The organism is Pseudomonas sp. PDM03 (assembly GCF_014852385.1).
Classification (GTDB): domain Bacteria; phylum Pseudomonadota; class Gammaproteobacteria; order Pseudomonadales; family Pseudomonadaceae; genus Aquipseudomonas; species Aquipseudomonas migulae.
Genome location: NZ_JACVBM010000001.1, coordinates 965,150 through 990,743, shown reverse-complemented (window position 1 = coordinate 990,743; position 25,594 = coordinate 965,150). Strand labels below are relative to the sequence as shown.

At 58.2% G+C, this 25,594-nt stretch carries 17 protein-coding genes; 9 read left to right on the top strand and 8 right to left on the bottom strand.

All coding sequences use genetic code 11. The features are described from left to right. Window positions 1-138 precede the first annotated feature (138 nt). A complete protein-coding gene (gene hydA / locus IB254_RS04435; RefSeq protein ID WP_192416544.1) occupies window positions 139-1,578 on the bottom strand; it encodes a dihydropyrimidinase in 1,440 nt (479 codons plus the stop codon). A 552-nt stretch (window positions 1,579-2,130) separates the two neighbouring features. On the opposite strand from hydA, the gene IB254_RS04430 reads away from it, so the two are divergent. From IB254_RS04430 to IB254_RS04410, 5 genes are all read left to right on the top strand, one after another. Next, a complete protein-coding gene (locus IB254_RS04430; protein ID WP_192416543.1) occupies window positions 2,131-3,615 on the top strand; it encodes an NCS1 family nucleobase:cation symporter-1 in 1,485 nt (494 codons plus the stop codon). Window positions 3,616-3,771: 156 nt separating this feature from the next. Next, a complete protein-coding gene (locus IB254_RS04425; RefSeq protein ID WP_008036779.1) occupies window positions 3,772-5,055 on the top strand; it encodes a Zn-dependent hydrolase in 1,284 nt (427 codons plus the stop codon). Window positions 5,056-5,263: 208 nt separating this feature from the next. Next, the gene (locus IB254_RS04420; RefSeq protein WP_192416542.1) at window positions 5,264-6,760 is read left to right on the top strand and encodes a helix-turn-helix transcriptional regulator; all 1,497 of its coding nucleotides are present in this window, start codon (window positions 5,264-5,266) and stop codon (window positions 6,758-6,760) included. A gap of 176 nt (window positions 6,761-6,936) precedes the next feature. Further along, the gene (locus tag IB254_RS04415; RefSeq protein WP_192416541.1) at window positions 6,937-7,188 is read left to right on the top strand and encodes a DUF1652 domain-containing protein; all 252 of its coding nucleotides are present in this window, start codon (window positions 6,937-6,939) and stop codon (window positions 7,186-7,188) included. 511 nt (window positions 7,189-7,699) lie between these two features. Next, window positions 7,700-9,364, top strand: a complete 1,665-nt coding sequence (locus IB254_RS04410; RefSeq protein WP_192416540.1) for a hypothetical protein — start codon at window positions 7,700-7,702, stop codon at window positions 9,362-9,364. Window positions 9,365-9,573: 209 nt separating this feature from the next. On the opposite strand, the gene IB254_RS04405 is transcribed toward IB254_RS04410, so the two are convergent. After that, window positions 9,574-10,077, bottom strand: a complete 504-nt coding sequence (locus tag IB254_RS04405; RefSeq protein ID WP_263863960.1) for an SDR family oxidoreductase — start codon at window positions 10,075-10,077, stop codon at window positions 9,574-9,576. Between IB254_RS04405 and IB254_RS04400 the strand changes: the two genes are divergently transcribed. After that, window positions 10,076-12,598, top strand: coding sequence for an Ig-like domain-containing protein (locus IB254_RS04400; RefSeq protein ID WP_192416539.1), 2,523 nt, complete (start codon window positions 10,076-10,078; stop codon window positions 12,596-12,598). The genes IB254_RS04405 and IB254_RS04400 overlap by 2 nt on opposite strands. 556 nt (window positions 12,599-13,154) lie before the next feature. Here the strand turns inward: IB254_RS04400 and IB254_RS04395 are convergent. The 5 genes from IB254_RS04395 to IB254_RS04375 all read right to left on the bottom strand — a co-directional run bounded on the left by IB254_RS04395 (window position 13,155) and on the right by IB254_RS04375 (window position 17,410). Beyond that, the gene (locus IB254_RS04395) at window positions 13,155-13,922 is read right to left on the bottom strand and encodes an SDR family oxidoreductase (RefSeq protein ID WP_008036792.1); all 768 of its coding nucleotides are present in this window, start codon (window positions 13,920-13,922) and stop codon (window positions 13,155-13,157) included. A gap of 202 nt (window positions 13,923-14,124) precedes the next feature. Next, window positions 14,125-15,192 carry a phosphotransferase family protein gene (locus IB254_RS04390; protein ID WP_008024825.1) on the bottom strand — a complete coding sequence of 356 codons (1,068 nt, stop codon included), beginning with the start codon at window positions 15,190-15,192 and terminating at the stop codon, window positions 14,125-14,127. 143 nt (window positions 15,193-15,335) lie between these two features. Further along, entirely contained in the window at window positions 15,336-16,301 is a 966-nt protein-coding gene (locus IB254_RS04385; RefSeq protein WP_192416538.1) for a 2-hydroxyacid dehydrogenase, read from the bottom strand. A gap of 111 nt (window positions 16,302-16,412) precedes the next feature. Then, window positions 16,413-16,997: a TetR/AcrR family transcriptional regulator gene (locus IB254_RS04380; RefSeq protein ID WP_192416537.1), complete on the bottom strand. Its 585-nt coding sequence runs from the start codon at window positions 16,995-16,997 to the stop codon at window positions 16,413-16,415. A gap of 29 nt (window positions 16,998-17,026) precedes the next feature. Next, a complete protein-coding gene (locus IB254_RS04375) occupies window positions 17,027-17,410 on the bottom strand; it encodes a tautomerase family protein (RefSeq protein WP_192416536.1) in 384 nt (127 codons plus the stop codon). Window positions 17,411-17,784: 374 nt separating this feature from the next. Here IB254_RS04375 and IB254_RS04370 point away from each other — a divergent pair, with 374 nt between their 5' ends. Both IB254_RS04370 and IB254_RS04365 read left to right on the top strand, forming a co-directional pair. After that, entirely contained in the window at window positions 17,785-19,065 is a 1,281-nt protein-coding gene (locus tag IB254_RS04370) for an HAAAP family serine/threonine permease (protein WP_008036815.1), read from the top strand. A gap of 1,109 nt (window positions 19,066-20,174) precedes the next feature. Beyond that, window positions 20,175-21,836 carry a SulP family inorganic anion transporter gene (locus IB254_RS04365; protein WP_192416535.1) on the top strand — a complete coding sequence of 554 codons (1,662 nt, stop codon included), beginning with the start codon at window positions 20,175-20,177 and terminating at the stop codon, window positions 21,834-21,836. A 178-nt stretch (window positions 21,837-22,014) separates the two neighbouring features. Here IB254_RS04365 and acnB read toward each other — a convergent pair whose 3' ends face one another. Beyond that, on the bottom strand, window positions 22,015-24,624 hold the full coding sequence (gene acnB / locus IB254_RS04360; RefSeq protein WP_032832425.1) for a bifunctional aconitate hydratase 2/2-methylisocitrate dehydratase: 2,610 nt from the start codon (window positions 24,622-24,624) through the stop codon (window positions 22,015-22,017). 408 nt (window positions 24,625-25,032) lie between these two features. Here acnB and IB254_RS04355 point away from each other — a divergent pair, with 408 nt between their 5' ends. Beyond that, a complete protein-coding gene (locus IB254_RS04355; RefSeq protein ID WP_008028699.1) occupies window positions 25,033-25,503 on the top strand; it encodes a DUF1289 domain-containing protein in 471 nt (156 codons plus the stop codon). Window positions 25,504-25,594: the final 91 nt, after the last annotated feature.

Below are 25,594 nucleotides of genomic sequence, written 5' to 3'. Positions count from 1 at the left end.
TTATTTGAGGTAACTGCCTCTGATGGGCATTGGTTTTTTGTCGCCTGGGCCGACGCCATCGCCAGCAAGCCGGCTCCTACAGGGGAATGCATTTCAACTGTAGGAGCCGGCTTGCTGGCGATAGGCCGAAGGCCGCTCTCAGCGTTTCACTGCCACAGGCTGATTCAACTCCGCCCGCTTGCTCAGCAAATCAAACACCGCCGGATACGCCGGCCGTTCGACGTAGCGCCCGGCTCCACGCTCGGCGCGCAAATCACCGTCCGCCCAGACCACCCGGCCCTGGCTGATCGTGTGGCTCGGCACACCGCGCACGGTCTTGCCTTCGAAGATGTTGAAGTCGACCTGCTGGTGATGAGTCTTCGCCGAAATCGTGCGTGTGCCCTCGGGATCCCACAGCACCAGATCCGCATCGGCACCCACGCGAATCGCACCCTTACGCGGGTAGAGGTTGAAGATCTTCGCGGTGTTGGTGGAGGTGAGCGCCACAAAGTGCTGCATCGAAAAACGCCCGGTGTTCACCCCTTCATCCCACAGCACGGCCATGCGGTCTTCGATACCGGCGGTGCCATTCGGGATTTTGCTGAAGTCGTCACGCCCCGCGGCTTTTTGCTCGGCGCAGAAACAGCAGTGGTCGGTGGCGGTGGTGTGCAGGTTGCCAGACTGCAAGCCATGCCAAAGCGCTTCTTGATGGCCGCGAGGACGGAAGGGCGGGCTCATCACATAACCGGCGGCGGTCTGCCAGTCCGGATGTTGGTAGACGCTGTCATCCAGCAGCAAATGCCCGGCCAGCACTTCACCGTAGACAGGCTGCCCCTTGCTGCGGGCATAGGTGATTTCGTCGAGGGCCTCCTTGGTCGACACGTGAACCAGGTACAGCGGCGTGCCCAGGGTTTCGGCGATACGAATCGCCCGGCTCGCCGCTTCACCTTCGACTTGCGAAGGGCGCGACAGCGGATGCGCTTCAGGGCCGGTAATGCCTTGGGCCATCAACTTGCGTTGCAGGTGATAAACCAGTTCGCCGTTTTCCGCGTGCACGGTCGGCACGGCGCCCAATTCCAGGCAGCGCTCGAAACTCGCCACGAGGGTGTCATCGGCCGCCATGATCGCGTTCTTGTAGGCCATGAAGTGCTTGAAGCTGTTGACCCCGTGATGGCTGACCAGCTCGGCCATTTCCTCACGGACCTGCTCGCTCCACCAGGTGATCGCCACGTGGAAGCCATAGTCCGACGCTGATTTTTCCGCCCAGCCGCGCCACTGATGAAACGCTTCCATCAACGACTGCTGCGGGTTGGGAATCACGAAGTCGATGATCGACGTGGTGCCACCGGCAAGTCCCGCCGCCGTGCCACTGAAAAAGTCTTCACTGGCCACGGTGCCCATGAAGGGCAGTTGCATGTGAGTGTGCGGGTCGATGCCGCCGGGCATCAGGTATTGGCCGCTACCGTCGAGCACTTCGGCACCCGCCGGAATATCAAGATTGTCACCGATGGCTTTGATCACGCCGTCGGCGCAATAGACGTCGGCGCGATAACTTTCATCATGGGTAATAACGGTGGCGCCACGGATCAACAGAGACATTCCGAGTTCCTCGCAGGCAATGACTGACTGGTGTCAGTTCTAACTGTTTTATATGCAGCTGGCGTCAACGTTCGTATTCCTGTCAACGCTGTCAGGATTAGAAGCTAGTATGAGTTCAAGGATTGAGCAAGAATATTTTTTATAAGCATATAACCGTTTTAACTCATTGATAAATAATAACTAAATCGATTAATCACCAAAATGGTGAGGCCTCTCACCATTTTGACGCACTTGACAGGTTCCAAAAATAGACGAGATTTCTTATGTGAAATCAGCCGCTTGAGAATGGTCTATGGTTGATGCGCAACTTTGAAAAAAAGATCGATGCACCAGATTGAGACCTGACGGTTCGGACAACTTGCCTGGCCTTTAGCCTGAGAGATCAGACAAGTCGCCGAGTACTCACTGGAGATAGATATAAAACTGATCAACATCAGTTAGTTGCAAAATTTTTATGGAACTGCCCGATGCGTATTCGGAGTGCCCGGCACGTTTATTGATGCCGCCAGCCCCCGATGAGCAAAAAATAATTCAAAGAACAGTGGAGCGGCCATGCAACAGATCAGATCGCAAGTGACCGAACGCGACGGCTTGTTCGAGCTCGAAGCCGGCAGCGATGTCCTCGACAGTCCCCGATACAACCACGACATGGCACCGACCAAGGTGCGCGAACGAACCTGGAACAAATGGCACATCACCGCGCTGTGGGTCGGTATGGCGATCTGCGTGCCGACCTACACCCTCGGCGGTGTGCTGACCGCGTATTTCGGCCTGACGGTGGGCGAAGCGCTGGTGGCGATTTTGCTCGCCAACATCATCGTGTTGATCCCGCTGACCCTGAATGCTTTCCCGGGCACCAAATACGGCATTCCGTTTCCGGTGTTGTTGCGTTCGTCCTTCGGCATCCTCGGTTCCAATATTCCCTGCCTGATCCGTGCGCTGGTGGCGTGTGGCTGGTTCGGCATCCAGACGATGTTCGGTGGGCTGGCGATTCACCTGTTTCTGGGCTCGGTGTTCGAGGGCTGGAAATCCCTCGGAGGCACCGGTGAAGTCATCGGTTTCATGGTCTTCTGGGCGCTGAACCTGTGGGTGGTGATTCGCGGCGCCGACTCGATCAAATGGCTTGAAACGCTGTCCGCGCCGCTGCTGGTGCTGGTGGGTGTCGGTCTGCTGGTGTGGGCGATGCCGAATGTGTCGATGACCGAGTTGCTGGCGATCCCGGCCAAGCGTCCGGAAGGCGCCAGTGTGGTCAGCTATTTCGCCGCCGGGCTGACCGCGATGGTCGGGTTCTGGGCGACGTTGTCGCTGAATATTCCCGACTTCAGCCGCTATGCGAAGAGCCAGAAAGACCAGATTGTCGGGCAGATCATCGGCTTGCCGCTGACTATGTTCCTGTTCGCCTCGCTGGGCGTGGTGATGACTGCCGCGTCGGTGAAACTGGTGGGCGTGACCGTCTCCGATCCCGTGACGTTGATCGGACATATCCAGAGCCCGGTCTGGGTGGCGCTGGCCATGGCGTTGATCATCATCGCCACGTTGTCCACCAACACCGCGGCCAACATCGTGTCGCCGACCAACGACTTCCAGAACATCGCGCCAAAGGTGATCAACCGCACCAAAGCGGTGTTGCTTACCGGTCTGGTGGGGTTGTTGCTAATGGGCCATGAATTGCTGAAGAAGCTTGGGCTGATTGTCTCGGACCTGAGCCTGGAAACGGTCTATTCGAACTGGCTGCTGGGTTATTCGAGCCTGCTCGGGCCTATCGCCGGGATCATGGTGGTGGACTATTTCCTGATCAAAAAACAGCAACTGGACCTGGCCGGGTTGTATCGCGATGACGTGTACCCGGCGTGGAACTGGTATGGATTTATCGCGTTCGGCGTGCCGGTGGTGCTGACGTTGCTGTCGTTGGGCAGCGATGCGTTCAGCTGGTTTTACAGTTATGGCTGGTTCACTGGCTCGGCGCTGGGCGGGTTGATTTATTACGGGTTGTGCTCGATGCGGCCCAGCCCGTCCATCGCGAAATCTCCGGTGTAGCGGAGGGCCTCATCGCCAGCAAGCCGGCTCCTACAGGGGAACGCATTTCAACTGTAGGAGCCGGCTTGCTGCGGGCGGCGTTCCGACGATAGCGGCCTAAAAAACACCGAAAAAATGCCTGAAAAAAACCAATAACAACTGCCTGAGGAGATCACCATGAACGCGGCCGTAGACGTTCTGCAATCCACCCATCAGCACATCAACCGCGACCGCCTGTGGCAGTCGCTCATGGACCTGGCCCGGCTTGGCGCCACGGTCAAGGGCGGCGTCTGTCGCCTGGCCCTGACCGACCTCGATCGCCAGGCCCGGGACATTTTCGTCAGGTGGTGCGAGGAGGCTGGGTGCACCGTCAGCATCGACGCCGTCGGCAACATCTTCGCCCGTCGCCCCGGCCGCAACCCGAACCTGCCGCCGGTGATGACCGGCAGCCACATCGATACCCAACCCACCGGCGGCAAGTTCGACGGCTGCTTCGGTGTGCTCGCCGGCGTCGAGGTGTTGCGCACCCTCAATGACCTCGGCGTGGAAACCGAGGCGCCGCTGGAAGTGGTGGTCTGGACCAACGAAGAAGGCTCGCGTTTCGCCCCGTGCATGATGGGCTCTGGCGTGTTTGCGGAAAAATTCACCCTCGAAGAAACCCTCGCCAAGGTCGACGCCGAAGGCATTACCGTCGGTGAAGCGCTGAACGCCATCGGCTATGCCGGGCCACGAAAAGTCAGCGGTCACGCAGTCGGCGCGTATTTCGAAGCCCACATCGAGCAAGGCCCGATCCTTGAGGACGAACACAAAACCATCGGTGTGGTGATGGGCGCCCTCGGGCAGAAATGGTTCGACCTGAAACTGCGCGGCGTCGAAGCCCACGCCGGCCCGACTCCGATGCATCTGCGCAAGGATGCACTGGTCGGCGCTGCGGTGATCGTCGGTGCGGTCAACCGCGCCGCCCTCGGCCATCAACCCCACGCGTGTGGCACCGTCGGTTGTCTGCAAGCCTATCCCGGCTCACGCAACGTCATCCCCGGTGAAGTACGCATGACCCTCGATTTCCGTCACCTGGAACCGGCGAGGCTGGACTCGATGATCGCTGAAGTCCGCGAGGTGATCGAAACCACTTGCGAAGAACACGGCCTGACCTACGAACTGACCCCGACCGCCGACTTCCCGCCGCTGTACTTCGACAAGGGCTGCGTCGAAGCGGTACGCGGTGCGGCGCAAGGGCTTGGCTTGTCGCACATGGACATCGTCAGCGGAGCAGGGCACGACGCAATCTTCCTCGCGGAACTCGGCCCGGCCGGGATGATCTTCGTCCCGTGCGAAGGCGGCATCAGCCACAACGAAATCGAAAACGCCGCGCCGGATGACCTGGCGGCGGGGTGTGCGGTGTTGTTGCGGGCGATGCTGGCGGCTTCGGCGGCGATTGCCGGGGGGCAGCTCGCGGCATAAACGTCAGAAATTCGCGTAAGCCCATGTAGGAGCGAAGCTTGCTCGCGAAGGCGCCCGTTCAATCGACAATGATAGTGAAGTCGATGGCCCCTTCGCGAGCAAGCTTCGCTCCTACGGATTCGGATGTTTGCCGCACGATCCCTACCCCTCGCGGTCGTAATCTTCACAGAGCGCCACACGTTGGCGCGGCCGCCATTGTGGAGATCCAATGAGCCAGGACGTCCTGACCACCGAAACCAATCGCCGCCAGTTACAGCAGATCATCGCCGGTTTGTCCGACGGGGTGATTCTGCTGGATCTCGACCAGACCATTGTGTGGGCTAATGATGCTGCGCTGGCCATGCACGGCGTCAGCCGGATCAGCGAGTTGGGCGCCAACGCCAGGGAGTATGCCCGGCGTTTCGCTTTGCGCTATCGCAATAACCACCCGGTGACAGCCGACAATTACCCGATCAGCCGGGTTGCCCGGGGCGAGACCTTCAGCGATGTGTTGGTGGAGGTGACGCCGACTGCCGACGAGGAGCGCACCTGGGTTCACAACGTGCGCAGCATGGTCCTGGCCGACAGTGCAGGGGCGCCGGAGTCGCTGGTGCTGATCATGGACGATGTCACCGAATGGGCCAGCGCCGAGCAGCGCTTCGAAAAGACTTTCAACGCCAACCCGGCTCCGGCAGTGATCTGCCGCCTCAGCGATTTGCGCTACATAAAGGTCAACTCGGGTTTTCTGGAAATGACCGGGTATGCCCGCGATCAAGTCATCGGTGTTTCGACCTATGAGCTGGACATCCTTGAAGGCGCCGAGAAGAAAGACCTGGCGATCGAGCGTTTGCGCGAACACACCACCATTCCCCAAATGCAGGCCGAGCTGAAGTTGGCCGATGGCAGCAGCAAACAGGTCATCGTCGCGGGGCAGCCGCTGGAACTGAACGATGAAGACTGCATGCTGTTTTCCTTCGTCGACATGGAGCCACGGCACAAGGCTGAAGTTGCCCTGCGCCAGAGCGAGGAACGTTTCGCCAAGGCCTTTCGATTGACCCCGGTGCCCACCCTCGTGTGCGGGGCTGGCGATCAGGTGGTGATCGACGTCAACGAAGCCTTCCTCGATACGCTCGCGTACCCCAGCGAAGACGTATTGGGCAAGACCCTCGCGGAGATCGATTTCATCCACGACCAAGGCGCCCGTACTCGGCTGTTTGCGGCGCTGGAGAAAACCGGCCGCCTGGATCGCATCGATGTGCGTATCCGAAAAAAAGACGCTCAACTGATCGATTGCGCGATTTGCGCCGACACCGTGAACATTCAGGACAACCCTTGTTACCTGCTGGTGTTGATGGACATTACCGAGCGCAAACGCACCGAGCTGGAATTGGTGGCGGCCATCGAAGAAGTGATGCAAGACGCGTCCTGGTTCAGCCGTACGCTGATCGAAAAACTCGCCAATGTGAAAAGCGCCAATTCGCCGAAATTGCCCAGTGTGTCGTTTACCGACCTGACGGCCCGGGAGCGCGATGTACTCGGCCTGATCTGCGAAGGCCTCGCCGACAAGGAAATCGCCGCGCGCCTGAAACTGGCCCCCAATACGGTGCGCAATCACGTATCGACGGTTTACTCCAAGCTCGATGTGCACAGTCGCAGCGAAGCGATTGTCTGGGCACGCGAGCGGGGATTGTTTTCCAGCGAACGCCGACCGAAGGGGCAGAGGTAAGGTGCAAATGCACTAGTTGAGGCAGTGCAAATGGATGTTCTGATCGGGCTCGGCGGTTTTTAGGCTGTAAGGGTGAGATACGAGCCTTCGCGTCCCCCTCGATACAGGAAAAGGAACCGTCACATGGTCACGTTCAGAGCGCACGGGTTTATGCGCCGTCGCCAAGGTGAATCGCAATGATTTCCCTGGCGCAATTACGTCTGCAACTGGAACGCAGTTTTTCGCCGCTGGCCTGTGAGTGCACGCTTACCGGAGATCATTCGCTCACAGTGAAGCTCTATCATCCGGTTTCCGGGCAGGTCGACCTGGTGGTCAGCGGGTTGAACGTGGCATCGCTCGGCCCCCCGCAAACGCTAGAAGCATTGATCGAAGAACTGCGTTACGAACTTGAGTGCAACACCCTGAATCGCTCCGATCCTGTCCGATAGGCAGGAAAAGTGAACGTTTGTTTCCCGTGATCGGTCCACCCTTTTGTAGGGTTTGCTGTTTATCGCGGAATATGTCGATCACTTATCGTGGGTCAACCTATGAACAGTCTTGGGAAATACACGTTTGCGTCTTTGTCGCTTGCATTCTGCATAACGATACTCAGCGGTTGCGCCAGTCCACCGCCGCCACCTCCCGCCGCCCCGCCTCCTATACCTCAACGCACGTGTGACACCTCTGAAAAAACCGATGTGTTGGGTGACGCAAGAGCCGAAGGGCAGGTGACAAGGGAGACCACTTTGACTCGCTGCATAACTCAATAAACCTCTATTTGATTTCGGATCGATCTCAATGCGGGTTCGGCCTGAAATCCATTTTGCTATGTCAGGTTGATTTTTTATCGCCACTTCTTCTAATAGAACTGTCAGTTATGACAGTTCTATTAGCCCGGATTTTTCCCGATAGTCGAGCAGACACGTTTTCAATAGCACTGCTGATTCTCGGGGGTACACCATGACCATAAATCTCCAAGCCGGATTTACGTTACCAATCTTCTGGGATGAGGCCAGGTTGTTCATCAATGGACAGGAGTACCGCCAAGGTGAGGCGTTTTTCTTGCTCCGAGGTCAGCCAAATCAAGTGACGATCGAAGTGTCATCGGATATCGCGCAGCAAGTACGCGTGGAATTGGCGGAAGACAACGACCTAAATCCTGTGGCATCGCCGGTTTTTGGCGAATGGGTGCATCCAGTCGATGGCAAATTTAGCTGGACGATTACACCGGACGATGGCGACAGTGGTCATCTCACCTTGGTATTTATTAGTCGGGAAGTGAATTTGCCGTGGGAGCTCTCTTGCCGCGTGATGGCAACCGATCTGTCGGACGAAGTGGACAGCGTTCGGGTGGACGGCGTCGCTTATCCAGACGATGTTGTGTTGTTCAGGGACGAACCTCGGACCATCACCCTGATCTATAAGCCAGGCAGCCCCGTGCAAGACTGGCCTCTGGAGTTGAAGGCTACCCTGCTCAGCGGATTGAAGGAGGGTGACCTGGTGGTGACTTTGGTCGGGCCGCATAGGTGGACGATCACGGCCTCCAACAACAGTGGCACGTTCAAGCTCGATTTGACGGGGACGGGTTTTACTTCAGGTATTTCTGTTCCTGTCAGCAAGGTGCTGTCACGCAACCTGGCGGATGAAGCCAGGGTTCAGATTGACGGGCAGGATGCAGAAAGCGGCATGGTGTATTTCAGAGGTGGGGTGCACACGCTGACGCTTGTTCCCACAGCAGGCAGTCCGATTGCGGGTTACATGATCGGGTTGTGGCTGGGGCGCTCGCCGCTCGTGACTTGCGACCCTCCGGCGGAGACGTTTACCGGGGTGCACAGCTGGAAAATCACACTCGCGACGGACAGAAGCGGTCTGTTTCATTTTGAGTTTGCGGCCGAGCATTTCGGCAGGGGCAACATAAAAATTGATGCCAATAAACTGTTGTCGCGGGATTTGGCGGATGAGGTGACATCCTTTCTGTTGGATGACGTTGCGATTCCGCCAACCGGAGCAGACTTCGATGGGTGGAAAATCAATACACTCAGCCTCGATTACAAGAATGCAGGCTTGTTGAATGGCGTTCCCATAGCCCTCAAATGGGATAGTGGCTCGGGGGTCGTACAGAATGACCTTGATTGCACCCCGTCCTTTAGCCAACTCTCCACGTCGCACAACTGGAAGATTAAAAGCGCTAAGCACGGGTCGGGAACCTTCAGGCTGAAGATATCCACCGCCGTCGATTCCAATGACGGGGCAATGCTTACGCCGGTTAATCGATTGTTGGCTCCGGATTTCACGGGCACCACGCTAAAATTCCAAGCAGGTAGCCAACCAGCCCCTGTGCCCCCTCAGACGACATTCGTTAATATCGGCCTTCCGATCTCCATTGTTGTAAGGCTCCAATTTCCGGGGGGCGCCCCGGTGGTCGGAATGCCTGCAACAATTGTGGTTCCTGACAAAGGTACCTACTCAGGTAAAACCGGCAGCCCTAATGGATTCTTCAGTACACCTTACATGACGTTTTTCACGGCAGGGGTGAAGACGGTCACTGCAGAAGCCACGCTGCCTGGCGGAACACGGCTTACGGCAACAGTATTGCTTGAAGTCGGAAAGGGGGCAGAAGAATAGCAAGCGATCATTAGGTTCAAGCTAACCCTGATGAAGAGGTGTGGGGTTAGTTTGGTTACCTGATTCCTTGTCCCAAAATGTCGTTTTGTTTGAGTCCGTATTTGAAGGCAGGCACTAATGCGCTGCCTTCAAACGGTTGGTTGTTGGAATAAGTTTCGCTTGTTCAGTCAGACCTTAATCATCGCCGCCTGCGGCGAAGGTACTTAACATCAGGACAAGAACCCCCCATCCACATTCAACGAAACCCCAGTCGTATAACTGGAAGCATCACTCGCCAGATACAATACCGCTCCCGCCATCTCGCTCGGGTCCGCCACGCGCTTCAGTGGAATCTGTGCCAGTGCGGTTTTCAAAATGGCATCGTTCTTCACCAGCGCCGAGGCAAACCTGGTGTCGGTCAGGCCCGGCAGCAGGGCCTTGCAGCGAATCCCGAACTGCGCACATTCCTTGGCGAACACCTTGGTCATGTTGATTACGGCTGCCTTGGTCACCGAGTAGATGCCCTGGAAAACTTCCGGCGAGATGTCGTTGATCGCCGCGACGTTCATGCTGTTGCCGCTGCTGTTCAGGTGTCCGGGCGGCAACAATGTAACTGCCTTTATCGCAAATTGCTCTATAAGACTGTCAGTTCTGACAGTTACCCAAGTCCAGTTTCTTTTGGATAGTCGAATGGTTTTTTTCACTACCTCCGTCGATGTTCGAGGAAACGCCATGACCATCCAGATCAAATCCGGATTATCCGGAATTCAGCCCGTATACATCTGCTACGGCGCCCCTAGCCATACCCTCAGGATAAAAAGCGCTGAGGAAAGTCCTTGGGTCGGCCATGGTGCGAGCCTCAATCACGCGGCCGGTGATTTATCGTTGGTCACCGCCGAACCCGGATATGGCGAACTTCAGACGCTTAGAGCCGAGGGTGCGGAATGGAAGCTCATCTGCCCGGCCAATGGCATGGACCGCGACTTCGAATACTGGTTTCAAAGTGAGTTTACCGCCGAGCCTTGCAAGATCCCGATGCGGTTGGGACATTATCGTCGTGAGATTCTGGGCAGCCTTGGTCCGATCAGTGCACCGGTGAAAGGAGATACGGTGAAGGCCGAAATCAAGGTCTGCTCGTACTACACAAAACAGGTGCTGGAAGGCATTGAGGTCAAGTGGTCGATTGATGGGACGACAGTGACAGTACCGACAACAGCGTCGGGCGTAAGCCATTTCACCCATACCGTCCAAACATTGGGTGAGCAAACGATCACGGCGGAATTCCACAGCCCGTATGACGATAAAACAGTGAAAGAGTCTTTTGAGATCAACGTTTATGAGACGAGCCCTTGGAAAGAGGCCAAGTTGTTCGTCAATGAAGCAGAAGTGAAGTGGGGTGATCCCATTGTACTGACTCGCGGAAGTGCAAACGCTGTAAGAGTGGACGTAGCGCCGGAGATTGCGAAGGTATTGCGTCTGGGGGTGGGTGAGGATGGAGGCTTGAACCTTGTATCAAACCCGCCTTTCGATAGTTCCGTTAGTCCGGTCGGCGAAACGTTCACCTGGACAGTCACGCCGGACGATGGGCTAAGCGGTCTTGTTACGTTGGTTATTTTCAGCCCGGATGTGGAGCGCCCCTGGGAGCTTCCGTGCTGGGTGATGTCGGCAGACTTGGCTGATGAGGTGGACGAGATTCTTGTTGGTGGTGTCGTTTCTCCGTCCGATGGTGTCGTGTTCTTCAGGAATGAGCCGCAGACCGTCACCGTGACCTACAAGCCAGGCAGCCCCCTGCAAAGCTACCCGTTGAAGCTGACAGGCACGCCGCTCACTGGTGTGCAACCAGGCGACCTGGTGGTGACTCCGGGCAACGGTCATACGTGGTCGGTCGCGGCCTCCAACCGTAGCGGGACATTCAAGCTGGAGTTGGAAGGAGTGGGCTTTGCCCAAGGCATTACGCTGCCCGTCAGCAAGGTGTTGTCGCGCATTCTGGCGGACGAGGTCACAGTTCAGATTGACGGACAGGATGCGGTGGCGGGCAGCACTTACTTCAGAGGAGGGGTGCATACGCTGACGCTGGTTCCCAAACCCGATAGTCCGATTGCGGGTTACATGATCGGGTTGTGGCTGGGGCGCTCACCGCTCGTGATTTGCAATCCTCCACCAGAGACCTTCACCGAGCGACATACTTGGACAATCACACTCGCGACGGACACAAGCGGTCTGTTTCATTTTGAACTCGCGGCCGAGCATTTCGGCGGGGGAAACATAAAAATAGAGGCCAACAAACTGCTGTCGCGCAGCTTGGCGGATGAGGTCACGGTTCAGATTGACGGAAAGGATGCGGTGGCCGGCAGCACTTACTTCAGAAGTGAGGAGCATACGCTGACGTTGGTTCCCAAACCTGATAGCCCGATTGCGGCGCATCGCGTCGGGTTGTTTCTGGGCGGCTCACCGCTCGTGACCTGCGACCCTCCGGCGGAAACGTTTACGGGGGTGCATACTTGGAAAGTCATGCTTGCGACGGACAAAAGCGGTCTGTTTCATTTTGAACTCGCGGGCGAGCATTTCGGCGGGGGTAATATAAAATTTGATGCCAACAAACTGTTATCGCGGGATTTGGGCGATGAGGTAACGGTTTTGCTGGATGGCGTGGCGATACCGTCAAGCGGTGCAGATTTCACTGGGGGGCAAACCAAGACGCTCACGTTGAGTTACAAAACTCCAAATGTGTTGATTGACGTTCCATTGGCCGTGGCCTTCGTGCCTGTCACGGGACTTGTAGCAAGTGATTTGCTCAGTCAACCGCGTTATAGCGAATTCACCCTAACACACCAATGGAAGCTCATAGGTGCACTGAACAAGTCGGGGGCGTTCAAGCTGAAGTTCTTCACCGATGCAGAGATGGCGACGATGCTTACTCCGACGAACAGACTCAGCACTTCAGGCTATAAGATCAGGTTTTTGGCGCTGGAGTTGCCAGGGGGATATGTGGAGTTACCTTCTTCTCCGGTCGAGACAAGAATGGTGGCAGGTGTCTTTGCCGCAACCGTTCGAGTGACTGAGTTGGATAATTCACCCATTGAGGGCGTGTCAGTGACGCTTGATAGCGGTACTACGGGAGTGACCAACGGCAATGGCATCATGACTGTTATTACGGGATTTGCACCAGGCACATATGACTATTCTGCGGTTGCGACACGGGGCGGCACGGACTACAAGGAAACGATTCGATTGAAAGTTGTGCTGCCCACTTAGAATCCAAGCAAGCGCTGAAACTTGGAGACGTGGTTGTGATTAAAACCAGACCACTTGAGTGGACGGTCACGGCCTCCAATCGCGGTGGTTCGTTTGAGCCTCGTTGAGCCTCGTTGAGCCTGGTTTGAGTGCAGAGAGGGCAATTAAGGGCTTAACGCTACCAGTCAGCAGGGCGCTGACGCATAGTCTGTCGGGTGAGGCAAAGGTGCAGACGGGCGAAAAAGTTGTGGTCGCCGGGACACTCTATTTCAGAGGCGGTTACACACGCTGATGCTGGCTTACAAGGACTGGCGGAACACGGCTTACGGCAACAGTATTGTTAAAAGTTGGAGGGGGACCGAAGAACGGAAAACGATCATTAGGTTCAAGCTAACCCTGATGAAGAGGGGCAGGGTTAGCCTGGCTGCCGATTGTTTGTCCCCAAACTTCGTTTTGTTTGAGTCCGTATTTGAAGGCAGGCACTAACGCGCTGCCTTCAAACGGTTGGTTGTTGGAATAAGTTTCGCTTGTTCAGTCAGACCTTCATCATCGCCGCCTGCGGCGAAGGTACTCAACATCAGGACAAGAACCCCCCATCCACATTCAACGAAACCCCGGTCGTATAACTGGAAGCATCACTCGCCAGATACAACACCGCCCCCGCCATTTCACTCGGATCCGCCACGCGCTTGAGCGGGATCTGCGCCAATGCAGTCTTCAAAATCGCATCATTCTTCACCAGCGCCGACGCAAATTTGGTGTCGGTCAGGCCCGGCAGCAGGGCGTTGCAGCGAATCCCGAACTGCGCACATTCCTTGGCGAACACCTTGGTCATGTTGATCACGGCTGCCTTGGTCACCGAGTAGATGCCCTGGAAAATCCCCGGCGAGATGCCGTTGATAGACGCGACGTTGATGATGCTGCCACCACCGTTGTCGCGCATCAGTTTGCCCGCTTCCACGGACATGAAGAAGTAGCCGCGGATGTTGACGTCGACGGTTTTCTGGAAGGCGCTGAGGTCGGTGTCCAGCACGTTGCAGAACTGCGGGTTGGTCGCGGCGTTGTTGACCAGGATGTCCAGGCGGCCGAATTGTTCGCGGATGCCGGCGAAGACCTGGCTGATCTGTTCCATTTCACCGATGTGGCACGCGACGGCGGTGGCTTTGCCGCCCGCAGCGATGATGGCGTCAGCGACGTGCTGGCAGCCTTCGAGTTTACGACTCGAGACGATGACGTGGGCGCCTTGCTGGGCCAGGAGTTTGGCGATGGCTTCACCGATACCGCGGCTGGCGCCGGAGACGAAAGCGATCTTGCCGTCGAGGTCGAACAACTGGGTCTTGGACATGTGATTTTCCTTATTGGAGATCTGGATCAGAGGCTAATTCTGTTCACTTAAGCGAATAAGGTCCCTGTAGGAGCGAGCCGGCTCCGGGCGGCGTTCCGACGATGGGCCCAAGGGCGCCGCGTTTAACCAGTAAACACGCGTTATCGTTAACGACCATCGTCGGAACGCCGCCCGGAGCCGGCTCGCTCCTACAGGGGGCCAATCAGAGGCTGGATTTCTGGATGACCTGCAAACTCATCTGCTCCAGCAGTTTGTTCATGTGAATGAACTGCGCGAAGCGTTTGTCCTGGGTCTGACCATGGAAGAAGCGGTAGTAGATCTGCTGCACGATGCCGGCAAGACGGAACAGGCCGTAGGTGTAGTAGAAGTCGAAGTTGTCGATCTGGATGCCCGAACGCTGGGCGTAGTAATCGACGAATTCGCGGCGGGTCAGCATGCCCGGTGCGTGGCTCGGCTGGCGGCGCATCATTTGCACCGGGGCCGGGTCGCCGGCTTCGATCCAGTAGGCGAGGGTGTTGCCCAGGTCCATCAGCGGATCGCCGAGGGTGGTGAGTTCCCAATCGAGCACGCCGATGATCTGCATTGGGTTGTTCGGGTCGAGGATCACGTTGTCGAAGCGGTAGTCGTTATGCACGATGCTTGAGGTCGGGTGATCGGCCGGCATCTTGTCGTTGAGCCAGGCTTTGACCACGTCCCATTGCGGGGCGTCCGGGGTCAGGGCTTTTTCGTAGCGGTCGCTCCAGCCTTTGATCTGCCGCGCCACATAACCTTCGGGTTTGCCCAGATCACCGAGGCCATAGGCCTTGTAGTCGACCTGGTGCAGTTCAACGAACTTGTCGATGAAGCTCTTGCACAGGGCTTCGGTTTTCGCCGAATCCAGGCCCAGTTCCGGCGGCAGTTCGGAGCGCAGGATGATCCCGTTGACCCGTTCCATCACATAGAACTCGGCACCGATCACCGATTCGTCGGTGCAGTGCACGTAGGCTTTTGGGCAGTACGGAAAACCGTCGCGCAGTTGATTGAGGATGCGGAATTCGCGGCCCATGTCATGGGCGGACTTGGCTTTGTGGCCAAACGGCGGCCGGCGCAGGACAAATTCCTGCTCGGGGTATTCCAGCAGGTAGGTGAGGTTCGACGCACCGCCGGGAAACTGGCTGATTTGCGGCAAACCGCTGAGGCCCGGAATGTGGGCCTTGAGGTACGGATCGATCAGGCTGGCATCGAGTTCTTCGCCGGAGCGGATACGGGTGGACTGGTCAGTAAGCGCCATGCTTATCCCTTCTGCTTATTCTGGAGGCCTGAGACTATTGGCTAATCTAATGTGCACACCCGGCACCGACAACCACGATCAGCCCTTATAGGTGAGCGTGTTGCCGGGCAATCATTGCTTTTGATACACCTGTTTGAATGTTGTCACAACGCTGCCTGATCCGCGTTGCTCGGCAGGGCGACGGGGGTGAGCACCGGTTCGCCGGAAAAGAACGCCACCAGGTTACGCCCGACCAGTTCGACCGTGCCCTGGGTCGCTTCCGGAGACAGTCCCGCGACGTGCGGCGTGAGGATGACATTGCTCAAGGCTTTCAAGGCCTCAGGCACCTGAGGTTCGTGGTCGAAGACATCCAGTGCCGCGCCGGCAATGCGTCGCTGTTCCAGTGCGCCGATCAGATCGGCGGTTACCACGACACTGGCCCGAGCGATGTTGACGAGAAAACCGTTGGGACCCAGCGCGTCCAGCACCGGGCGATTGATCAGGTTTCTGGTGCCTAGTCCGCCGGGCGTGGCCACCACCAGGAAGTCCGAGCCGCGGGCCAGTTCGGTAGGCGTCGAACAGAAGCTGTACGGCACATCGCTGCGATGCTGGCGGTTGTGGTAGCTGACCGTCATGTCGAAACCGTTGGCCGCGCGCCTGGCGATGGCCATGCCGACGGCGCCGAGGCCGAGGATGCCCAGGCGTTTGCCGGCGAGGGAAGGGCGCATGATCTTCGGCCACTCGCCCCGTCTTACGGCGGCGTCGCAGCGCGGGATATCACGCACTAGCGAGAGCAGCATCGCCATCGCGTGGTCGGCGACCGAAGACGCGTTGACGCCGGCGCCGTTGGTGACGGTCAGGCCGCGGTCGGCGGCGGCTTGCAGGTCGACGTGTTCGTAGCCGGCACCGATCACGCAAATGATCTTCAGCGCCGGCAGCGCGGCTATTTCGTCAGCGTACAAACCTAACGGGCCGCGGGTCAGGACCGCATCGATCCGGGCGCCGTGGGTGGCAATGGCCTCGGCGCGCTCGGCGGGGGTAGGTGCCAGAATCAGGTGAAACCCCTGATGCTCCAGAATCGGCAAGTAATCATTGATTGTTTCAACCAGTACCAGAACGGTTGCGGGCATGCTGGGCTCCTGTGACTTGAAAATCCCTAGAGATTGCTGGCTTCAAAGTGCATTGGCAACGATCAAGGTCGCAGCGCTACCAGATGATCATAGCGGAACAGGAGGGAGAGGTTATGGCGCTGTCAAAAAGCTGCGCGCCGCGTCCAGAATCTCATCGGACAACGGTTCGCCACGGGTCGCGCGGGCCAGCGTCAGGGCGCCGACCATCAAGGAGAACTGCACCAGCGCCTGCTGTCGATCGCGGGCGTCATCGCCGGTATCCATCAGGGGGGCGAACGTGCCGAGCAGCGAGTCGAGACCTCCCATGAACGTTTGGCGCAGGCCGCTTTCGGCGGCTTCGTGGCACATGTCACCGGCAAACGCCGTCACCGGGCAGCTGTCGCCCGGATTGTCGCGGCTGGCTGCCGACAGGTAGGGTTTGATCAAGGCCTGACGGGCGGCGTTCTTGTCTTCATTGGCGGCGATCCAGTCTTTCCAGCGGTCTGCCGATTGCTGGAATGCACGGCCACTGGCCTCCTGGGCCAAGGCTTCCTTGGACTCGAAATGCCCATAGAAGCCGCCATGGGTCAGGCCTGCTGCCGCCATGACGTCGATGACGCTGATGCCATGCACGCCCCGTTCGCGAAACAGCCGCGTGGCCGCCTCGACGATAATCTCGCGGTTGAGTTCGGCTTGTTTGCGGGAAACACGGGGCATTGGCGGCTCACATAGATAAAGGATGGCGATCAAAGGGCGTACTGAGCAATTCCGTTGCCGAACGACCAGTTCTCTTTTTTCACTTCGACGAGGTTAATGAAAATATCCTCAAGGCGCACCGCCAGTTCAGCGTTGAGGCTCTCGGCGATGGTTTTGTAGAGCAGTTTCTTCTGCTCGACGGTGCGGCCTTCGCTCAGGGTGATCTGAATCACCACCAGCTTGTCGCTGCGGTTGATCCCCAGGTATTGCGGGTCAAAGATGAAGTGCTGCTCGTCGTGTTCGGCGAGGATCTGGAAATTATCGTTTTCCGGCACGCCGATGGCGCTGTGCATGGCGGCGTAGATCAACTGCCCGATGCGTTTGGCGTGGGTGGGGTCCTGATGCTTTTTGATGTCGATGCGAACCAGTGGCATGGAAGGTCTCCGGAAGGGATGCGGGTTTACTTAAAATACATGATGGCAAACCTTTATCAAGTCGAAGCTGGCTTTGGCGATGAAGCGTTTGTGCGTGATTGAGGCTCAACCGAAATTGTAGGAGCCGGCTTGCCGGCGAAAGATTTCGGATATTGCGGTGTTCTTCCGACCGCCATCGCTGGCAAACCAGCTCCTACAGGGTTGTGTTCGCTCCAGATTTGCTGATCCGCACAACCATTCCTCAGCTAAGTCTTTGCTTCTGTTCATTAATCCCGGAGAATCGCGCCCCTGTTTCGGCCAGGGCGCTGCCTGTCGGATTTTTCCGACTCGTCCTGGCCGGGTAGCAACTGACCGGAATGTGGAGATCCCACCGGATGAATGATCAGGCCAATAGCGTTAACGAACGCTATGTAGCAGCGAACCCCGTCAGCCTTGAGGGCTGGAATCGTCATGACACCACCTGGATGCTCGGCCTGTTTGGCACGGCCATCGGGGCCGGTACCCTGTTTTTGCCGATCAACGCGGGTCTGGGCGGTTTCTGGCCGTTGCTGGTCCTGGCGCTGCTGGCGTTCCCGATGACGTTTTACGCGCACCGTGGCCTGACCCGCTTCGTGTTGTCCGGTCGTGAAGGCGCGGACATCACAGAAGTGGTGGAAGAGCATTTCGGCATCAAGGCCGGTGCGCTGATCACCTTGCTGTACTTCTTCGCGATCTTCCCGATCCTGCTGATCTACAGCGTGGCCCTGACCAACACCGTGGGCAGTTTCCTTGAGCATCAACTGCACATCATGCCGCCACCGCGCGCCGTGCTGTCGTTTGTGCTGATCCTCGGCCTGCTGGCGGTGGTGCGTTGTGGCGAGCAGGTGATCGTCAAGGCGATGAGCCTGATGGTGTATCCGTTTATCGTGGCGTTGCTGTTTCTGGCGGTGTTCCTGATTCCGCACTGGAACGGCGGCATCCTCACCACGGCATCGACGCTGCCTGAGCCGTCGGCGCTGCTGCACACCTTGTGGCTGGCGATCCCTGTTATGGTCTTCTCGTTCAACCACTCGCCGATCATCTCGGCGTTCGCGGTGGACCAGAAGCGTCGCTACGGCGACCACGCGGAAGAGCGCAGCTCGCAGATCCTGTCCCGCGCCCATGTGTTGATGGTGGTGATGGTGCTGTTCTTTGTGTTCAGCTGCGTGCTGACCCTGTCGCCGGCGCAACTGGCGGAAGCGAAGGCGCAGAACCTGTCGATCTTGTCGTACCTGGCCAACCACTTCAGTAATCCGACCATCGCGTTTGCGGCGCCGTTGATTGCGTTTGTGGCGATTTCCAAGTCGTTCCTCGGGCATTACATCGGTGCCAGTGAAGGTCTGAAAGGTCTGATCGTGAAGAGTGGCAAGCGTCCGGCAGCCAAGACGCTGGACCGTATGACCGCGGCGTTCATGCTGGTGGTGTGCTGGATTGTGGCGACGCTGAATCCGAGCATTCTGGGGATGATCGAGACTCTCGGTGGCCCGATCATTGCGGCGATTCTGTTCCTGATGCCGATGTATGCGATCCGCAAGGTGCCGGCGATGGCACGCTTTCGTGGTCAAGCGTCCAATGTGTTTGTGACGGCGGTTGGTCTGGTGGCTATTTCGGCGTTGATTTATTCGCTGAGTGCTTGATTGTTGTTTGCTTGATTGGTTGAGATGACGGCTGATCCGCTTTGCGGGTTGGCCGTTTTTTTTTGTGCGTTGGTTTTTTGAGGGGGGCATATCCGTTGCTGCGGTAGCGGCGGCTATTGGTTTCGCCCTTACGGCGAGTCACTTGGAAAAGCCCCAAGTAACCAAGGGCTCTTGCCCCTTTCGTTCGGTGCCTCGCTAATGCTCGGCATGCCCTCGTTCCGGTCCTGCTCCGTGGGCCCGCCGCCATCGGCCATCCATGGCCGGGGGCGGCTAACCCGGCATCCATGCCGGGTTGCCCACTGCGCAGAACCTGCGCTCGGCCTCTCGAGGGGGCGTGTGCCTCAAGATCAAAAGCTGAAGGCGAGCTAACGCTCGGCCTGATGAGTGGTGGGAATCAAAAGCGTATGGGATTCCCTGTAGGAGCTGGCTTGCCGGCGAAAAGCGTCTGGGCGACGCGTTCATTCAGACAGCACGCGTTATCGTTAACGTCCATCGCTGGCAAGCCCGCTCCTACAATTTTGAATCGTGTGAACCCAATCCCTTGTAGGAGCCGGCTTGCTGGCGATAGCGTCCGCCCAGTCAATAAATGCGTCGACTGACCCACCGCCATCGCCAGCAAGCCGGCTCCTACAGGGGATCGGTGTACATGTCCGGAATGAGTGAGCGCATCAGAGAAGGACAACGCGTACACAAAATGAGCCAGGTCGGCTTTCAGGCCGCCTCGGCGGCTGTGGCGGTAGTCGCCCCCTCGAGAGGCCGATTGGAGGTTCTGCGCAGTGGGCAACCCGGCATGGATGCCGGGTTAGCCGCCCCCGGCCATGGATGGCCGATGGCGGCGGGCCCACGGAGCAGGACCGGAGCGAGGGCATGCCGAGCATTAGCGAGGCACCGAACGAAAGGGGCAAGAGCCCTTTGGTTACTTTGGGGCTTTTCCAAAGTGACTCGCCGTAAGGGCGAAACCGCCAGCCGCCGCAACCCAAAAAACGGATATGCACACGGCCAGCGTTTTTATGACATGGCACCTGATCCAGAACACCTGTCCCCAAGGATAAACAGCTAAGCTGCGGCTGCATCGGCGCGCCGTAAAGCGCCGTCTCTGGAGACGCAACATGGCTCGTGCCCCCGGCGCATCGGCGCAACCCCGTGCCAATACACCTGACCGTTGGCTGGACGTACTGGCCGGCCTGTCGATTGCGGGTTTGTTGCTGCCCGAGGCGGTCGCCTATTCCAGCATTGCCGCGTTGCCACCACAGGCCGGGGTGATTGCCTTGTTTGCCGGGCTGCTGTGTTACGGACTTTTCGGCACCAGCCGGTTTGCCATCGTGTCCGCGACCTCGTCGTCAGCGGCCGTTCTGGCTGCCGCCACCGTCACGCTGGCCAATGGCGATCCGGCCTTGCGCATGAGTCTGGCGATCGGCCTGGTGCTGATGACCGGAGGTTTCTTCCTGTTGGCCGGGGTATTCAAACTCGGCAGCGTCACTTCATTTATCGCCAAACCGGTATTGCGCGGCTTTGCAGTGGGGCTGGCCGTGACCATCATCCTCAAGCAAGTGGCGAGCATCGTCGACGTCCACTTGAGCACCGGCAACCTGATCCGTTTCCTGCCGCAACTGCTGGAGCAGTGGCCGCAGTGGAATAAAGTCGGTGCATTGGTCGGGGCGGTGGCGTTGCTGGTGTTGTGGCTGTGCGCGCGGGTCAGGCGTTTGCCTGGCGGTTTGCTGGTAGTGGCGCTCGGCATCGCGGCGGGCCAATGGCTGAACCTGCCGGCCTACGGGGTCAAGCTGATCGGCGTCATCGATCTGAGTCTCGAAGTGCCGCAGCTCCCGGTGTTGCCGTTCACTGATTGGTTGCGCTTGGGTGAGCTGGCGTTCGCCATGGTGATGATCCTGTATGCCGAGTCTTACGGCTCGATCAGCTCGTTTGCGCTCAAACACGGCGACCGGGTGTCTTCCAACCGCGATCTGCTGGCCCTCGGTGCGGCCAATCTTTTATCGGGACTGTTTCATGGCATGCCGGCAGGGGCCGGTTACTCGGCGACGTCGGCCAATGAAGCGGCGGGAGCCGGTTCGCGTCTGGCCGGGACTGTGGCGGCGGGGGTGGTGCTGCTCATCGTCCTGACGGTGTTGCCGTGGATCGCCCTGACTCCCGAGCCAGTGCTGGCCGCCATCGTCATTCATGCCTTGGCCCGTGGCTTGAGCCTTCAACCGTTGGGCCGGTATTTCATCTGGCGTCGCGATCGCCTGCTGGTGATTTGCGCGGTGGCGGCGGTGCTGGTGCTGGGCGTGCTGGACGGCTTGCTGCTGGCAGTGGCAATCAGCGTGGTGCTGATGCTCAAGCAGATGTCGTCGGCGGATATTCAGGTGTTGGGGCAAATGGCCGGAGGTCACGATTTTATTGACCTGCAACGACATCCCGACGCGAAGGAAATCCCCGGAGTGCTGATCGTGCGGCCCAGCGAGGCGCTGTTTTTCGCCAATGTGGAGCGCATTCTCGGCGGTGCATTGCGCCTGGCACGGCACGCAGAGCCACCGGTGCATACGGTTATCCTCAGTCTCGAAGAGTCGCCCGATCTGGACGGCACCAGCATCGAAGCACTGGAAGCGTTCTTTTTGCAGGTGCGCGCCGAGGACAAACTGCTGATCCTGGCGCGGCTCAAGCATCAGGCAAAAGCAGCGCTGTCGAAGTTGCCGGCGCAGGAACTGGAGCAGGTGATTCTCAGCGGCCTGAGTGTCGATGTTGCCGTCCAGCAAGCCCTCAAACCAACCACATAAACCTGTAGGAGCGAGACCGGCTTGCCGGCGATAGCGGTGGGTCAGTCAAGGGAGGTATTAACTGACCCACCGCTATCGCGAGCAGGCTCGCTCCCACAGGGGATTGGTGCAATCCTTTCGGGCATAAAAAAACGCCGCTCATCTCACGATGGGCGGCGTTTTTTACAGCGTTGTAACGTTAGGCTTGAACGACCGGGATATTGGCGTTCGCAGCAACTTCACGGAACTCGGCGATCTGGTCGAAGGACAGGTAGCGGTAAACATCAGCCGCCATGCTGTCGATCTTGCCAGCGTATTCCATGTACTCCTCGACGGTCGGCAGGCGACCCAGGATGGACGCAACGGACGCCAGCTCGGCCGAAGCCAGGTAGACGTTCGCGCCGTCACCCAGACGGTTCGGGAAGTTACGGGTCGAAGTCGACACAACAGTCGAGTTCGGCTCTACACGTGCCTGGTTACCCATGCACAGCGAGCAGCCCGGCATTTCCATGCGTGCGCCAGCTTTGCCGTAGATGCCGTAGTAGCCTTCTTCGGTCAGTTGGTGAGCGTCCATCTTGGTCGGCGGCGACAGCCACAGACGGGTTGGCAGCTGACCCTTGACCTGATCCAGCAGTTTACCGGCAGCGCGGAAGTGACCGATGTTGGTCATGCACGAACCGATGAACACTTCGTCGATCTTCTCGCCAGCAACGCTGGACAGCAGACGGGCGTCGTCCGGATCGTTCGGCGCGCAGAGCACAGGCTCTTTGATGTCGGCCAGGTCGATTTCGATGACTTCAGCGTATTCGGCGTCAGCATCGGCAACCATCAACTCTGGGTTGGCAACCCAGGCTTCCATCGCTTGAGCGCGACGTTCCAGAGTACGTGCATCGCCGTAGCCTTCGCCGATCATCCAGCGCAGCAGGGTGATGTTGGAGTTCAGGTACTCGGTGATCGACTCTTTCGACAGCTTGATGGTGCAACCGGCAGCCGAACGTTCAGCCGAGGCGTCGGACAGCTCGAAAGCCTGTTCGATGCTCAGGTTGTCCAGGCCTTCGATTTCCAGGATGCGGCCGGAGAAGGCGTTCTTCTTGCCTTTCTTCTCGACGGTCAGCAGCCCAGCCTGAATCGCGAAGTAAGGAATGGCGTGAACCAGGTCACGCAGGGTGACGCCCGGTTGCATTTTGCCTTTGAAGCGCACCAGGATCGATTCCGGCATGTCCAGCGGCATAACGCCAGTGGCGGCGGCGAACGCTACCAGACCGGAACCGGCCGGGAACGAAATGCCCATCGGGAAACGGGTGTGCGAGTCACCACCGGTACCGACGGTGTCCGGCAGCAGCATACGGTTCAGCCAGCTGTGGATGATGCCGTCGCCCGGACGCAGGGAAACGCCGCCGCGGGTCATGATGAAGTCTGGCAGGGTGTGGTGGGTGGTCACGTCGATCGGCTTAGGGTAAGCCGCGGTGTGGCAGAAGGACTGCATTACCAGATCGGTCGAGAAGCCCAGGCACGCCAGGTCTTTCAGTTCGTCACGGGTCATCGGACCGGTGGTGTCCTGAGAGCCGACGGTGGTCATTTTTGGTTCGCAGTAGGTGCCAGGACGAACGCCTTTGCCTTCTGGCAGACCGCACGCCTTGCCGACCATTTTCTGTGCCAGGGTGTAGCCCTTGCCGGTGTCGACAGGTGCTTCAGGCAGTTTGAACAGATCGGTAGGGCCCAGGCCCAGTTCAGCACGAGCCTTGTCGGTCAGACCGCGACCGATGATCAGCGGAATACGGCCACCGGCACGTACTTCGTCCAACAGGACCGGGGTCTTCATTTCGAAGGTGGTCAGGACTTCGTCGGTGCCGTGTTTGCAGACTTTGCCAGCATGCGGGTACAGGTCGATCACGTCGCCCATGTTCATGTTGGTAACGTCGAATTCGATCGGCAGTGCGCCGGCATCTTCCATGGTGTTGTAGAAGATCGGAGCGATTTTGCTGCCGAAGCAGAAACCGCCAGCACGCTTGTTCGGTACGTAAGGAACGTCGTCGCCGAAGAACCACAGCACCGAGTTGGTGGCGGATTTACGCGAAGAACCGGTACCGACCACGTCACCGACGTAGGCGATAGGGAAGCCTTGACCGCGCATTTCTTCGATCTGCTTCATCGGGCCGGTAACACCCTGGACGTCAGGCACGATGCCTTCACGGGCCATTTTCAACATGGCGAGGGCGTGCAGCGGGATGTCCGGGCGGGACCAGGCGTCCGGAGCAGGGGACAGGTCGTCGGTGTTGGTTTCGCCGGTGACCTTGAACACGCGCAGGCTGATCTTGTCGGCCAGGACAGGGCGGTTGCGGAACCACTCGCCGTCAGCCCAGGACTGGATCACGCCTTTGGCGTGTTCGTTGCCGTTGCGGGCTTTTTCCGCGACGTCGTGGAACGCATCGAACATCAGCAGGGTGTGCTTGAGCTGAGCGGCAGCGACAGCAGCCAGTTCGGCGTTATCGAGCAGGTCAACCAGGGTCACGATGTTGTAGCCGCCCTGCATGGTGCCGAGCAGTTCTACAGCGCGTTTCTTGTCGATCAGAGGGGAAGTGGCTTCGCCTTTGGCCAGGGCAGACAGGAAACCTGCCTTTACATAGGCCGCTTCGTCCACGCCAGGCGGAATGCGATTGGTGATCAGGTCAACGAGGAAAGCTTCTTCGCCAGCCGGGGGATTCTTCAGCAGCTCAACCAGGCCTGCAGTTTGTTCGGCGTTAAGCGGCTGGGGAACGATACCCAGTGCTGCACGCTCTTCGATATGTTTGCGGTAGGCTTCAAGCACAGTTATTACCCTCATCAGTGGTCCCAAATGGGTGTCCGGGACGCTCATCCCGAAATTGCCGTACTCATGCGCTGCGTGGCGTTGTGGGCCACTTAGCCAGAATTACCGACAATTCCTTACAGAAGCTGCTTTCAAAGTTTTACGCCTGCAGAACGGGGAGCTGATGAGGGTTGGCGTTGGGCTTTTCCCCGCTGGAAAAACCCTTCGCCAACACCGCTCTGAAGGAACGACTGTGCTCGTGACGCTTTGAAAACAGCTTCTAACGGACATTGGCGCCTTAAAAGGCTGGCTGATTCTACGGCAAAAAAAATTTAAAGGTAAGTTGGGCTCTCAACTTTGAGGGGTGATGAATGTTAGACAAAGGGCTAACATGCCCGCCTGTTCTGCTTTCCCGTGCTTTGTTGACCTATGCCCAATCAGACCATCAAGACCCCCTGCGTCGGCCTTTGCTCCACTGTTTACGGTGACTTGGTCTGCCGTGGCTGCAAGCGTTTCCACCATGAAGTGATCAACTGGAACGGTTACAACGAGGAGGAAAAACGCGCGGTATGGCTGCGGCTGGAGCAACTGTTGTCCCAGGTGATGGCCAGCAAACTGGAGGTTTTCGATCCCCAGCGCCTGCGTCTGCAACTGGAACAGCGCAAGATTCGCTTCGTGCCGCATCAATCGGAGTATTGCTGGGCTTATCAATTGATCGCCCGAGGCGCGCGGGTGATCAACAATCTGGAAGCCTACGGGATGGTGTTGATGCCGGAGTTTCGCGACTGGAACCTGCCGGAGCTGCGGGATGCGATTGATCGGGAGTTCTTTTTGCTCTCCGAGGCGCATTACCAGCGTTACATCGCGCCCGGGTTCCTCAAGGATGCGTTCGGCGGTTGAATTTGAAGAGCATCGCCGGCAAGCCGGCTCCTACAGGTAACCGCGTACCCCTTGTAGGAGCCAGCTTGCTGGCGATGGCGATCTGACCGAC